General features: G+C 64.8%; 12 protein-coding genes. 2 read left to right on the forward strand and 10 right to left on the reverse strand.

What is annotated here, in order from left to right; genetic code table 11:
- Positions 1 to 121: 121 nt before the first annotated feature.
- Genes A9O65_RS11275 through A9O65_RS11295 form a run of 5 tightly spaced genes read right to left on the reverse strand, consistent with a single transcriptional unit; the run spans position 122 to position 6023 of the window.
- Positions 122 to 1228 carry an ABC transporter ATP-binding protein gene (locus A9O65_RS11275; RefSeq protein ID WP_064699546.1) on the reverse strand — a complete coding sequence of 369 codons (1107 nt, stop codon included), beginning with the start codon at positions 1226 to 1228 and terminating at the stop codon, positions 122 to 124.
- A gap of 49 nt (positions 1229 to 1277) precedes the next feature.
- Positions 1278 to 2900, reverse strand: a complete 1623-nt coding sequence (locus A9O65_RS11280) for an alpha-glucosidase (RefSeq protein ID WP_064702200.1) — start codon at positions 2898 to 2900, stop codon at positions 1278 to 1280.
- A gap of 26 nt (positions 2901 to 2926) precedes the next feature.
- Positions 2927 to 3769: a carbohydrate ABC transporter permease gene (locus tag A9O65_RS11285; protein ID WP_064699545.1), complete on the reverse strand. Its 843-nt coding sequence runs from the start codon at positions 3767 to 3769 to the stop codon at positions 2927 to 2929.
- On the reverse strand, positions 3766 to 4740 hold the full coding sequence (locus tag A9O65_RS11290; protein ID WP_064699544.1) for a carbohydrate ABC transporter permease: 975 nt from the start codon (positions 4738 to 4740) through the stop codon (positions 3766 to 3768). Before A9O65_RS11290 ends, A9O65_RS11285 begins: the two co-directional genes overlap by 4 nt.
- 14 nt (positions 4741 to 4754) lie before the next feature.
- Positions 4755 to 6023: an ABC transporter substrate-binding protein gene (locus A9O65_RS11295; RefSeq protein ID WP_064702152.1), complete on the reverse strand. Its 1269-nt coding sequence runs from the start codon at positions 6021 to 6023 to the stop codon at positions 4755 to 4757.
- 339 nt (positions 6024 to 6362) lie between these two features.
- On the opposite strand from A9O65_RS11295, the gene A9O65_RS11300 reads away from it, so the two are divergent.
- Positions 6363 to 7895 carry a carbohydrate porin gene (locus A9O65_RS11300; protein ID WP_074749274.1) on the forward strand — a complete coding sequence of 511 codons (1533 nt, stop codon included), beginning with the start codon at positions 6363 to 6365 and terminating at the stop codon, positions 7893 to 7895.
- A 56-nt stretch (positions 7896 to 7951) separates the two neighbouring features.
- Here the strand turns inward: A9O65_RS11300 and A9O65_RS11305 are convergent, their stop codons facing one another.
- Both A9O65_RS11305 and A9O65_RS11310 read right to left on the reverse strand, forming a co-directional pair.
- On the reverse strand, positions 7952 to 8878 hold the full coding sequence (locus A9O65_RS11305) for a LysO family transporter (RefSeq protein ID WP_064702153.1): 927 nt from the start codon (positions 8876 to 8878) through the stop codon (positions 7952 to 7954).
- Positions 8879 to 8976: 98 nt separating this feature from the next.
- Entirely contained in the window at positions 8977 to 9636 is a 660-nt protein-coding gene (locus A9O65_RS11310; protein WP_064702154.1) for a hypothetical protein, read from the reverse strand.
- A gap of 185 nt (positions 9637 to 9821) precedes the next feature.
- Here A9O65_RS11310 and A9O65_RS11315 point away from each other — a divergent pair, with 185 nt between their 5' ends.
- Positions 9822 to 10379, forward strand: coding sequence for a DJ-1/PfpI family protein (locus A9O65_RS11315; protein WP_064699540.1), 558 nt, complete (start codon positions 9822 to 9824; stop codon positions 10377 to 10379).
- A gap of 32 nt (positions 10380 to 10411) precedes the next feature.
- On the opposite strand, the gene A9O65_RS11320 is transcribed toward A9O65_RS11315, so the two are convergent.
- The 3 genes from A9O65_RS11320 to A9O65_RS11330 form a co-directional block, all read right to left on the reverse strand.
- The gene (locus A9O65_RS11320) at positions 10412 to 11740 is read right to left on the reverse strand and encodes a nicotinate phosphoribosyltransferase (RefSeq protein WP_244534434.1); all 1329 of its coding nucleotides are present in this window, start codon (positions 11738 to 11740) and stop codon (positions 10412 to 10414) included.
- Entirely contained in the window at positions 11737 to 12306 is a 570-nt protein-coding gene (locus A9O65_RS11325; RefSeq protein WP_064702155.1) for a nicotinamidase, read from the reverse strand. The genes A9O65_RS11320 and A9O65_RS11325 overlap by 4 nt, the downstream gene beginning before the upstream one ends.
- 110 nt (positions 12307 to 12416) lie before the next feature.
- Positions 12417 to 13343, reverse strand: a complete 927-nt coding sequence (locus tag A9O65_RS11330; RefSeq protein WP_064702156.1) for a 2-hydroxyacid dehydrogenase — start codon at positions 13341 to 13343, stop codon at positions 12417 to 12419.
- Positions 13344 to 13346 lie beyond the last annotated feature (3 nt).

Consider the following 13346-nt stretch of genomic DNA (forward strand, 5'->3'; position numbering starts at 1 on the left):
CTCATCTTGTTTGTCGTTGTTGGGGCTTCCATCCCGCCTCCAGTGCGTATCGGGTAGGTGTCGAACGTGTCGCGGCCCGGCAACCGCCGTGTACGGGGCAGGGCCGGCGGTATTGGTGGAATCAGGCCGCCTGGCGTTGCCTGGCGAGGCCGAGGGCCTGGTCGGCGGTGTCAAACAGGTGAACGTGCTCGAGTTCGGGCACCAATGCCACCCGCTGGCCGATCTCCCAGCGGCTGGGGGCTTCGCTGCGATGGATCAACAAGGTGTCGCCGGCCTTGGGCTCCAGATAGACGTAGACCTCGTTGCCCAGGTACTCGACGTTGACGATCTCGAAGGCGTTGTCTCCCTGGGCCTCGGCCAGGCTCAGGTGCTCGGGACGCACGCCAAGGCTCAGGCCAGTGCCGCGGGACTGGCCACCGGCATCCTGGGGCAGGGTCAGCTCGCCGAGGCCCGGTGCCTTGATCCTGCAGCCCTCGTCATCGCCGCCGAGGAGTTCGGCCGGCATGAAATTCATGGTCGGCGAGCCGATGAAACCGGCGACAAATCGCGTGGCCGGCCGCTGGTAGAGCTCCTGGGGGCTGCCGACCTGCTCGACGCGGCCATCGCGCAGCACCACGATCTTGTCGGCCAGCGTCATGGCTTCGACCTGATCGTGGGTGACGTAGACCATGGTGGAGCCCAACCGGTGGTGCAGGCGGGCGATCTCATTGCGCATCTGTACGCGCAGCGAAGCGTCGAGGTTGGATAGCGGCTCGTCGAACAGCAAGATGCGCGGTTCACGGGCCATTGCCCGGCCCATGGCCACCCGCTGGCGCTGGCCGCCGGAGAGTTCCTTGGGCTTGCGATGCAGCAGTTCCTCGAGTTGCAGGATACGGGCGGTGGCCATCACCCGATCCTCGACGGTCTCGTTGGCCATCTTGGCCAGCTTGAGGCCGAAGGCCATGTTCTCGTAGACCGACATGTGCGGGTAGAGCGCATAGGACTGGAACACCATGCCCACACCGCGCTCGCGGGGCGGCAGGTCGTTGACCACGTCATCGGCGATCCTGAGTTCGCCGTCGGTGATCGACTCGAGTCCGGCGATCAGCCGCAGCAGAGTCGACTTGCCGCAGCCCGAGGGACCGACGAAGACCACGAATTCGCCATCGCCGATCCGAAGGTCGACATCCTTGATGATGTGGGTATGACCGAAGACCTTGTTGAGCTTGTCGAGCGTCACGCTTGCCATCTGGCGACTCCTCGCCGGCCCATCGGGGGCCGGCCTGCTTGGTGTTGTGTTATCGATCGATCTGGATAAAGGCGGCCTGGTAGGGCGGCAACTGCAGCATCGTGCCCTCCAGGGTGGTAGTGAAACCGTGGCCGTCGAGCGGTGTGCCGGTTTGCGGCAAGGTGGCCTGCCGGGTATCGCCGTCGAGGTTGAACACGCAGAGGAGCCGCTCATTGCCCTTCTCGCGGATAAAACCGAGCAGTTCCTTGCCGACGTCGACCAGTTCGAGATCGCCGTCGAACAGGGCTGGATGGGCGCGGCGAAAGGTCAGCAGACGGCGAGTGGCGGCCAGAACCGAAGTGCTGTCGTCCTGTTGGCGTGACACGGCGCACGGCAGGTGACTCGCTTCGACCGGCAGCCAGGGGTCCACTCCCTCGGCGGTGAAGCCGCCATGCTCCGTTTGCTCCCAGGGCAACGGTGTGCGACAGCCGTCGCGACCCTTGAACTCCGGCCACAGTACCTTGCCGTAGGGGTCCTGAAGACGTTCGAAGGGCACCTCGGCTTCGGGCAGGCCGAGCTCCTCGCCCTGATAGAGGCAGACACTGCCGCGCAGCGACAACAGCATCGCCAGGGCCACCTTGGGATAGGCGACCGGATCCTTGCCGGCTCCCCAGCGGGTGGCGCTTCTTACCACGTCGTGATTGGAGAGTGCCCAGCACGGCCAGGCATCGCCGGCCAGCCGCTGGAAGCGTTCGAGCACCTCGCGGATGTAGGCAGGCGAATGGGCCGTGTTGAGCAGGTCGAAGGTGTAGGCCATATGCAGCTTGTTGCCGCCGGCGGTGTATTCGGCCATGCGCTCGAGCGGATTGTCGTCACCGATCTCGCCGACGGTGGTGGTGCCGGGAAACTCGTCCATCAGTACGCGCAACTCGCGCAGGAAGTCGAGGTTTTCCGGGCGACTCAGGTCATGGACGTGGCGCTGCCAGGTATAGGGGTTGCTGTCCGGCGCGCCGAGCGTCTTGGCCTCGCCGGCGGGCACTGGCGGGTTGTCGCGCAGTTCGGCGTCGTGAAAGTAGAAGTTGACGGTGTCCAGGCGGAAGCCGTCGACGCCGAGCTCCAGCCAGAAGCGCATGTTGTCGAGCTGGGCTCGGCGAACCTCGGGATGGTGGAAGTTGAGGTCCGGCTGGCTGGCCAGGAAGTTGTGCAGGTAGTACTGCTGGCGACGCGAGTCGAAGGTCCAGGCCGAGCCGCCGAAGATCGACAGCCAGTTGTTGGGTGGCGTACCGTCGGGCTTGGGGTCGGCCCAGACGTACCAGTCGGCGCGGGCGTTGGTGCGATTGGCGCGACTCGCCTGGAACCAGGGATGCGCCTCCGAAGTATGGCTGATCACCTGGTCGATCATCACCTTGAGGCCCAGCTCATGGGCGCGGGCCAGCAGTGCCTTGAAGTCGTCGAGGGTGCCGAACATCGGGTCGACGTCGCGGTAGTCGCTGACGTCGTAGCCGAAGTCGGCCATCGGTGAAGTAAAGAAGGGCGACAGCCAGATACCGTCGACGCCGAGGCTTGCCACATAGTCGAGCTTGCCGGTGATGCCAGGCAGGTCGCCGATGCCGTCGCCGTTGGCATCCATGAAACTGCGTGGATAGATCTGGTAGATGACGCCGCCGCGCCACCAGGTCAGGTTGTCTTGCATGGTCTTGTTCATCGATGGCATGTGGCTTATCCCTTGACGGCGCCGGCCGTGAGACCGGAGACGATGCGTTTCTGGAAGATCATCACCAGGATGACCAGCGGCACGGTGACGGTGACCGAGGCGGCCATGATCGGGCCCCAGGGCAGCTCGTGCTGGCTGCCGCCGGAGATCAGGGCGATGGCGACCGGTACGGTGCGCTGGTCGTCGGTGAGGGTGAAGGTCAGGGCGAACAGGAACTCGTTCCAGGCGGCGATAAAGGCCAATAGCCCCGTCGTGGCCATGGCCGGCCACATCAACGGCAGAAACACCTTGGTGATGGTGATCCAGGGCGTGGCGCCGTCCATGATCGCCGCCTCTTCCAGTTCCATGGGTAGCTGTCGCATGAAGGTCGTCAGCACCCAGACGGTGAAGGGCAGAGTGAAGATGGTGTAGCTCAGTATCAGCCCGCCTGGGTTGTTGTAGAGGTTCAGCGTTCGTATGACCTCGAACAGTCCGGAGAGCACCGCCACCTGGGGAAACATCGACACGCCGAGGATTGTCAGCATCACCGTGGTGCGGCCGCGGAAGCGCACCCGGCCCAGGGCATAGGAGGCGGTGATGCCCAGCAGCAACGCAATGGCCACCACCGACAGCGAGACGACGATGGAGTTGAAGACGGCGCGTACGAAGCTCTTCTGGGTGAAGATCTGCACATAGTTGCTGAAGTCCAGTGAGGACAGCCAGAAATCGACGCGAAACAGCTCGCTGGAGGGTTTCAGCGAGGTGATTACTGCGTAGTAGAAGGGGAAGATGGCGTAGACCAGTACGATCGCGATCAGGGCGTAGAGGCCGACGCGCTTGGCGAGCTTTATCAGTTGATACTGGTTCATTGATCGACTCCCAGTTGACGGCGGCCCAGGTAGAGGTAGATGACCACGGCCAGGGCGATGATCAGGAACAGCAGGGTGGAAGCGGCGCTGCCGTAGCCCACGTCCTGAAACTCCACCAACTGCTGGCGGGCATAGATCGACATGGTCATGGTGCTGGTGGAATTGGAAGTCAGCACATAGATCACGTCGAACACGCGCAGGGCGTCGAGCAGGCGAAAGATCACCGCTACCAGCAGCGCCGGGGTGATCAGTGGCAGAGTCACGCGGAAGAACACCTTGACCGGATGGATGCCATCGACCTCGGCAGCCTCGTAGCAGTCCCTGGGCAGCATCTGCAGGGCGGCCAGCACCAGCAGGGCGACGAAGGGGATGGTCTTCCAGACGTCGACCATGATCACCGCCCACATGGAGAGGTCGGCATCGGCGGTCCAGGCCAGGGGCGCGTCGATCAGCCCCAGAGCCATCAGGACGTGGTTGATGATCCCGAACTGGTCGTTGAGCATCCAGGCCCACATCTTGGCCGAGACGATGGTCGGGATGGCCCAGGGAATCAGCACCGCCGCCCGCACCAGCATGCGGCCCTTGAATTCAGCGTTGAGCAGCAGGGCGACGATGATGCCGAACACCACCTCCAGCGAGACCGATACCAGGCTGAAGTAGACGGTATTCCACACCGAGTTCCACCACACCGGGTCGGTGAGCAGGCCATACCAGGCGCCGTCGTCGTAGACCAGATAGTTCTCGAAGCCGATCAGCGCCGCGCCGGCGGTATCCGATAGCGAGGCATCGGTGAGACTCAGATAGAAGGTGCGCAGAAGTGGCCAGCCGGCGACCAGGGCCAGCGCGACCAGCATCGGTGCGAGAAAGGTCCAGGCGGCGCGGACTCGCTGACGACGCACCTTGGTGCCGCGGTAGCCCGCCGGGTTGCGCCGCGCTGCCTGGGGTGCCTGTTCGGTGACGGGAGTCGACATGGAGATCTCCTGAGTTACCAGCGACGACGCTTGATGCGCGAGAGCTCGCTGTCCAGATCGGAGACAGCCTCGGCGCCGCTCTGGTTGCCGGACAACACCTCATGCACGGCGTTGAAGAAGCCGTTGCTGACCCGGCCGTAGTTGTCGCCGGTGACGGCGGAGGGGCGAGCCACGGCGTTGGTGAAGGTGTCGTAGAGGGTGCCGAAGAAGGGCACCGCTTCGAGCACCTCCTCGTCCTTGTAGAGCGACGTGAGGGTGGGGTTGTAGGCCGCCTCGATGGCGCGTCGTTTCTGTTCGGCCTCACCGGTCAGGAAGGCCACCAGCTCGGCGGCGAGATCGGGATGCTCGCTGTACCTGGAGACGGCCAGGTTCCAGCCGCCCAGGGCAGCGGCGCTGTCGCCATCCGGCCCGTGGGGCAACTTGACCACGCCGACCTTGCCGGCCACCTCGCTGTCCTCGCTCTGGGCCAGTGACCAGGCGTAGGGCCAGTTGCGCATGAATACGGCATTGCCGGACTGGAAGATGCCGCGGGCCTCCTCCTCGGTGTAGTTGAGTACGCCCTGCGGGGCGATCTCGCCGATCCAGCTCGCGGCCAGGTCCAGCGCCGCGGCGGCATTCTCGTTGTCGATGGTGATCTCGCCGTCAGCGTCGACGAGGGTGCCGCCGCCCTGGCTGGCCACCCACTCGAGGGCATTGCAGGTCAGTCCTTCGTAAGCGCGGCCCTGGAAGACGTAGCCCCACATCTTGTCGTTGCCGGCCTCGCGCTCGGCGGACTGGATCTCGGTGGCGATGTCAGTCAGTTGCTGCCAGGTCTCGGGTGGCTCGACACCATGCTGCTCGAGAAGGTCCTTGCGGTAGTAGAGCACGCCGGCGTCGGTGAACCAGGGCATCGCCACCAGCCGGCCGTCGACGGTGTTGTTGGCGACGATGGTCTCGAAGTGACCGGCGGCGGCGTCCTTGCCGAGCGTTTCCTGGAGGTCGAGCAGGTGGTTGGCCAGCAGTCCTGGCCAGACCACGTCGATCTGCAGCACGTCGATATCGTCGGAGCGTGCCGACAGGATCTGCTGGTAGAGTGACAGCCGTTCGGTGGAGGAATTGGGCGTGGAGACGATCTCCACCTCATGGCCGGTTTCGGCCTCCCAGGCCTCGACGCCCTGCTCGCAGAGCGCAAGTTCGGCGCCTACCGCGCCACAGGAGATGGTCAGGTCAGCCGACAGGGCCGGGGTAGCACTCACGGCGCCCAGCAGAGCGAGGCCGGAGGCGATCAGGGGCTGGCGTTGCATGGCATTACCTCAGTCGCTTGTTGTTGTAGCGCTTGTTGTAGAGCATCGTCTTAAACGATTAAGACATGATGTTCAGTTAAGCGATGCAGGAACGGCTCCGCAACCTAGACTTTCGTCGCGAATACCGGGCAGATAAATGTACGATCTTGTTTGTTTACTATTTTTTCTGCTCATTCTTTATGGTTTAGACGTAAGTCGTGTTTTTTTTACGTCATGTTGTGACTAGTGTCTGAAACGATTAAGTCTCGATGTGCGCCATATCGATCGTCTTCGTGCCGGCAAGCCTGGCAGGCGTCACCGGACGAAATCCTTCGCGACAACAACAAAGGCATTATCACGATGACATTTCCGACCCCACGCCCGCGCAAGTCACTGCTCGTCATGGCCGTCGCCACTGCCATGAGCACCAGTGGCATGGTCAGTGCTCAGACGACCAGCGATCTCGAGGCTCGGCTGGCCGAGCTGGAACAACGCATCATTGCCGCCGAGCAGCGTGCTGCGGCTGCCGAACGACGTGCCGACCAGGCCGAGCAGGAGGTGGCTCAGGAGCAGGCTGCCGGTGCTTCAACCGACAGCCGGGACATCGAGTCACGGCTCGCCAAGGTGGAGCGACACGCCAGTGGTGAAGAAGGCTTCTCCTTCAACGCCTATGCCCGTTCGGGGCTGCTGATCGGTGAGAACGGCAAGAGCACCGAGGGTGGCCCCTACTTGACGCCTGCTGGGCAGCAGGGCGGTGCCGTGGGACGTCTGGGCAACGAGCCGGATACGTACGCCGAGGCGGTTCTCAACTACAAGATGCGCTTCGATAACGGCGCCAAGGCGAAGTACACCACCATGATCGCCGATGGCGTCACCACCAGTAATGACTGGACATCCGACGAATCGAGTCTCAACGTGCGTCAGGTCTATGCCGAGTTCAGCGATCTGCCAAGCTTTACCGGTGCCTTCGAGAATGCCTCCATCTGGGCAGGCAAGCGCTTCGACCGCGACAATTTCGATATTCACTGGCTCGATAGCGATTTCATCTTCCTGGCCGGTACCGGTGGCGGTATCTACGACATGCAGCTTGCCGACAACTGGAAGTCGAATCTGTCCGTTTATGGCCGCAGCTTCACCGACTTTCCGGTCGATAGCCATAATCCAGCCGAAGAGTCCGGCAGTACCGACAACTTGATCCTCACGACCAATAATTACTTCGGTAACTGGCAGTGGATGCTCAGCGGCATGAATGCCACCGACAACGATGAGCGTCTGACCGAAGGCAACATCAGCGCCGCGGATAATGGCGTACACACCATGGTGGCCTATCATGGCGACAGTTTCTTCGGCCTGGGTGACGGTAACTTCAAGGCGGCGGTGATGCATGGCCAGGGGCTGGGTGCCGAGACCAAGAGCATCGGTTCCAACGGCAACTTGAGCGAGGATGCCACCGCGACACGCCTGGGCCTTTATGGCACCACCTACCTGGCGCCCAACTGGCGCGTGGCGCCGGCGATTCTGGCTGAAACCAGCGAAGACCGTTACGTCGAGGGTGACCAGTATGACTGGGCAACGTTCAATGTTCGCCTGGCCAATGAGCTGACCGAAAATTTCGAGATGCAGTATGAAGGCAGCTACCAGTGGATGGATATCTCGCCCGAAGGCTTCGGCGGCAACAATGCCGTGGAAGGGGATTACACCAAGCTGACCATCGCACCGACCTTCAAGCCGGAGGTGGGAGGCTTCTGGAAGCGTCCGGAGATCCGGGTGTTCGCCTCCTGGAGCGACTGGGACGAAGCACTCAACGACTACTCGGCGGACGATGCCTTCGGTAGCGACGGCTTCACCGGCGGCGAGTGGGCCTTCGGTGTGCAGTCGGAAGTCTGGTTCTAGGAACTTGATCCGTTTGGTTGTGATGCCTTGCCCGCGCCTTGCGCGGGCTTTTTGTCTTAGAGCGTCAGCAGAAACAGGATCAACGGCGGCGAGAGCAGCGAGAGGATGAAGCCGCTGACCACGGCGACCGGCACGCAGGCAACACCGCCGTGCTGCTGGATCACCGGGAGAGTGAAGTCCATGGAGGTGGCACCACCATAGCCGATGGCCAGGGCGGCATGACGTTGGATGACCAGCGGAATCAGCACGAAGGCGACGAGTTCACGGAACAGGTCGTTGAGAAAGGCGATGCCGCCGAGCAGCGGCCCGAGCTGGTCGCCGATCAGGATGCCGGACAGCGAATACCAGCCGAAGCCGGCCGCCATGGCCAGCCCCTCGCTCCAGCGCAGGTCGAGCAGCGGGGCGGCCAGTAGTCCGCCGATCAGCGAGCTTGCCGCCAAGACGCTGGCGATGGCCAGGCCGAAGCGGTTGAGCAGGATCTGCCTGAGCGGCATGCCGGAGTTCCTGAGCTGGCAACCGATCAGGGCGAGCAGGGCGTAGAGCACCCATTCGGACAGCGTCTCGGCCCAGGCGAACAAGGGCTCGCCCAGTGGTCCTCCGGCGACCAGGCCGAGGATGACGCCGGCCAGCACCATGCCGATCAGCGACAGCGAGCCTGCCATGGCGGCCAGCTTGCTGGTGGGGGCGTCCGCCACTGCCCGGGAGGCATCGACCTCGAGACGTAGGCGACGCGACAGCCAGGCCAGGGCCGTCAGGTTGCAGGCCGAGATCACGGCGCACAGCAACAGCGATTGGCCGCCCAGTTGCGCCAGCTTGCCACCCAGGTCGTCGAGGCCGGCCAGGCTGATGCCCATCAGCAGCAGGATCACGTAGATGGAAACGTTGACGCCCCGGTTGATCCCGGCCATGAGCCCCGTGTGGCGAACGCGCACCAGATAGCCGAGCACCAGGGGGAGCAGGACGATCAACAGGCCACTCAACATCGCGATTTTCCTTCCTTGGATAGATACGCCGCCGGCCTCGAGTCTGCCGGCAAATCTCCCACTCTAGGCGTTTTCGTTACCTGGCGGAAGGCCGCGGGTCAGGGAGCGTTTAGGTGGGTGAGCGTCAGGTGGCTGCGCCGCTCGCCATCGCGGTAGTAGCCCATGGACAGCAGCAGGCCCGGCATTCGGGGGAGGAAGTCGAAGACCAGGCGACGATCCGGCTCGCCCGGCTCGGTCACCTCCACGCGCAGCGCCTCGAACCGACCTGCGGGGAGTTCCAGCATCTCGCGTCCCGTCACCCGGTAATCGACGCGCTCCTCGTGCCCGCGATGGTCGAGATAATGCACTCGGCACTCCGAGGTGCAGTCCCCGTCGATGGCCTGCCGCGACAGGGCGAACAGGGCGCTCTGGCGGTCCGGCCAGGTCTGCAGGGCGTCGCGTTCGAGTCGATAGGAGCGCTGGATGCCCAGCAGCGAGTAGCCGGAGGCGTAGTAGAGCGATTGAACCTGGCCGTCCTCGTCGAGACGGAAGCGGCCCATCTCATGACCGCTGATGCCCGGCAGCTTGGTACTCATCTCGCTCTGCCAGCCGATGCCGGTGCGCTGCAGCTGATGCTGAATGTCGGCGTCGGGCCAGCCTGCCACCTGCAGGTGATAGCGGGCATCGAAGGGCTGCGGTGGCGTTGCGGCCGTGGCGGAACCGGCAAGCAGCAGGAGCAATGGCAGCAGCCACGAGGGGCGTAGCGGCAAGGCAGGCATGAAAGGTCCTCTCGGTGTCGACAGCCCTGGGAACGCGAAGGGAGACGCGGGGTTCCCGAGGATAGGTAGAACCGGCGGCCATGGCCAGCTTCATGCGGTTCGCCTGGCTGCGCTCGTCGCCTCGGCGAACATGACCTATGCTGGCGGCAGTAGCGCCACTCCAATCACTCAGGAGGTTCATCCCCATGGCCAGGTTACTGCTCATCGCCGGCGATTTCGTCGAGGACTACGAGATCATGGTGCCCTTCCAGGCCTTGCAGGCCATGGGCCACACGGTCGACGCCGTGTGTCCGGACAAGCGCGAGGGCGACCGGATCCGTACCGCCATTCACGATTTCGAAGGTGATCAGACCTATACCGAGAAGCCCGGACATGACTTCATTCTCAATGCTACCTTCTCCGAGGTGTCGGCGGCCGACTACGACGGCCTGGTGATTCCCGGCGGGCGTGCCCCGGAGTACCTGCGCCTGGACGAGCGTGTCCTCGAAGCGGTGCGTCACTTCTTCGAGCATGACAAGCCAGTGGCCGCCATCTGCCATGGCGCCCAGCTGCTGGCCGCCGCCATCTCCCTGTCGGGATTTCGTGTCTCGGCCTACCCGGCCTGCGCACCGGAGGTGTCCCTAGCCGGTGGCGACTATGCCCAGATCGAGGTCGATCAGGCCATCACCAGCGGCAAGCTGGTGACCGCCCCGGCCTGGCCTGCACATCCGGCCTGGCTGGCGCGCTTCAACGAACTGCTGTAAGCCGCCGGTTCCGATGGCCCCGGTCGTTCGGCTCAGCGCCGGGCCGAGAGGGCCTCGCTGAGCGTTACCGGGTAATTTCCGTCGCCTGGGGCAAGCTGGGTCAGGCTTTCCGGAAGGCGCTGCCGGGTCTGTGCCACGCGTTCCCGGGCGGACTCCGCCAGTGCCATGGTCTGAGGATCGGGTTGGCCCTGCGTCACGCTGCGCACCAGCAGTGGTGAGCCATCGAGTTGCTCGTCGCGGCCGGCGATGGTGTCGCCAGCGAGGCGCCCGGCGGCGTCGACGTGGCGATAGACCTGCTTGCGCCCCGGCAGGTTGGCCTTGCCCGGCGAGTGCTTGATGCGCGGCTCGCCGGCGTATTCGACCAGCTTGTAGGAGAGATCGATGACCGGGGCATCGGCCGAGGCGCCCAGCTGGGTGCCGACGCCGAAGGCATCGATAGGGACGTCGGCGGCGAGCAGGGCATCGATGGCGTGCTCGTCCAGGCCACTGCTGGCGACGATCTTCACGTCGTCGAGGCCGGCCTCATCGAGCAGTTGGCGGGCGCTGCGCGCCAGTTCCTCGAGGTGGCCCGAATCGAGCCGGATGGCGCCGATGCTCAGGTCGGGTTCCTCGTGCAGCAGGGCGATGACCTCGCGTACGCCCGCCAGGGTGTCATGGGTATCCACCAGCAGGGTGGTGCCCGGCATGTGGCGGGCAAAGGCCCGAAAGGCCTCGCGTTCGCTGTCGTGGGCGAGGATATAGCTATGCGCCATGGTGCCGTTGAGGGGCAGGTCGTGGCGCAGGCCGCCGAGAACGTTGCTGGTGCCGGCCAGCCCGGCGGTGCGATAGGCACGCACGCCACGCACCGCGGCATCCACGCCGTGCATGCGACGCAGGCCGAAGTCGACCACCGGTCGGCCGCGGGCGGCCATGACCAGCCGTATCGCCTTGGAGGCCAGCACCGTCTCCAGCTGCACCAGGTTCATGATCAGGCTCTCGAGTAGCTGGGCCTGGGCGATGGGCGCATCGACTTCCAGCAAGGGCTCGTTGGCGAAGACTGGCGTGCCTTCCGGGAGGGTCCAGATGTCGCCCTCGAAGCGCCAGTTGGCCAGCCAGTCGAGGAAGGCGTCATCGAAGCGTCCGGTCTCGGCCAGCCGCGCGATGGCGCGCTTGCCGAAGCGTAGCCGGCTGACGAGTTCGGCGGCGTGCTGCTGGCCACAGGCGAGCATGAAGCGCCGTTCGGCCGGCAGGCGACGGAAGAACAGGCTGAAGGTCGCCTGATCGTCCATGCCTTCGCGCCAGTAGGCCTGGGTCATGGTCAACTGGTAGAGATCGGTGAGCAGCGCCAGCTCGTCTTCTTCCACCGTCAGTGGGGCGGTCATCGGCATAGTTCGGCACCGGCATCGGAGAGGGTCTCGCGGCAGGCCTCGATGGCATCGGGGTCCACGGCCGCGCTCAAGTCTTCGAGAAGGCGCGTGGCGAAGCCCTCGCGCAGTGCATCGAGGGTCGTGGCCTTGACGCAGACATCCAGTGCCAAGCCACAGACCGTGACGCGTTCGACCCCGCGCTCGCGCAGGTAGTCGCCGAGCCCGGTGTCGTCGAAGGCAGAATAGGCGTCGCGATCGAAGGCGGTGGCCTTGCTGACGCGAATGGTCGTGTCGGGTAGCGCCAGCTCGGCGTGGAAGGCGGCGCCGGGCGTGTCCTGCACGCAGTGCACCGGCCAGGGGCCGCCTCGATGGGCGAAGCTGACGTGGTCCACCGGATGCCAGTCCCGGGAGGCGACGATCAGGGCGCCGGCCCGCCGGGCCTCGGCCATCTCAGCGTTGATGCCCGGGACCAGGGCGTTACCGCCGGCCACGGCCAGGGCGCCGCCCGGGCAGAAGTCATTCTGCATGTCGACCACCAGCAGTGCGTCGCGGCGATCATAGTCTTGAGTGACCTGAGACATCGCGCACCTCCTTCACGGGGAGTCGGTGGGTGACACCTGCGAAGGCGTCGGTATCGCTTTCGCTATTCATCAGCGTACCGCTTGCGGGGGCATTCGTGTAGGTCGTGGCCTCAGTAGCCGGCGTCCGGATCGATGGTCGGCTGGGGCGTGCCGCTTTCGAAGGCCCGGATGGCTTCGGCGACCTGGTCGACGGCATCGCCCAGTGGGGTGGGGCCGGCCATGTGCGGTGTGATCAGGATGCGGGGGTGCCGCCACAGCGGGCTGTCCTCGGGGAGAGGTTCCACCGGGAAGGCGTCGAGCAGGGCTCCACGCAGTTGTCCCGCGTCCAGCGCTTCGAGCAGGGCGTGTTCGTCGATCAGCGAGCCACGCCCGGGATTGATCAGGCTGGCGCCTTCGGGCAGCAGCGCCAGGGTGCGCGCGTCGATGAGGTGTCGGGTCGCGGCGGTGCCGGGCAGCAGCAGTACCAGGCTGCGTATCTGGCCAAGCAGGGTATCGAGCCCTTCGTCGCCATGGTGGCAGGTCACGTCGTCGAGCTGCTTGGGCGAACGGCTCCAGCCATGCACCGGAAAGCCGTCGGCGGCCAGGGTCGTGGCGACCTTGGCGCCAATGGCGCCGAGCCCCAGCACGCCGACCGGCCAGTCCGCCTTGTCCGTCATGGGTCGTTCGCGCCATTCCGTGGCGGCTTGCTGGCGGGCGTAGCGATCGAAGTCGCGCTGGAAATGCAGCACTCCGTAGCGGACGTAGTCGGCAATCGGGCCGGCCATGCCGGCGTCGCGCAGCTTGACGATGGGGATGTCGCGGGGCAGGGCGGGGTTGTTCAGCAAGGCATCGACGCCGGCGCCGAGGTTGATGATGCCCTTGAGCCGGTCGAGTTCGGCGAGCAGCTCGGCGGGAGGCTGCCAGGCCGCCAGGTAGTCGATGTCCCGGTGCTGTCCCACGCCTGCTTCGCTGGTCAGGATCTCGGCATCGGGCAGGCGTCGGGCGAGGGCGTCGCACCATTCGTCGGCACGGTCGTGATGGACGAGTACGCGCGTCATGTC

Origin of the sequence: Halomonas caseinilytica (assembly GCF_001662305.1) — a bacterium.
Classification (GTDB): domain Bacteria; phylum Pseudomonadota; class Gammaproteobacteria; order Pseudomonadales; family Halomonadaceae; genus Halomonas; species Halomonas caseinilytica.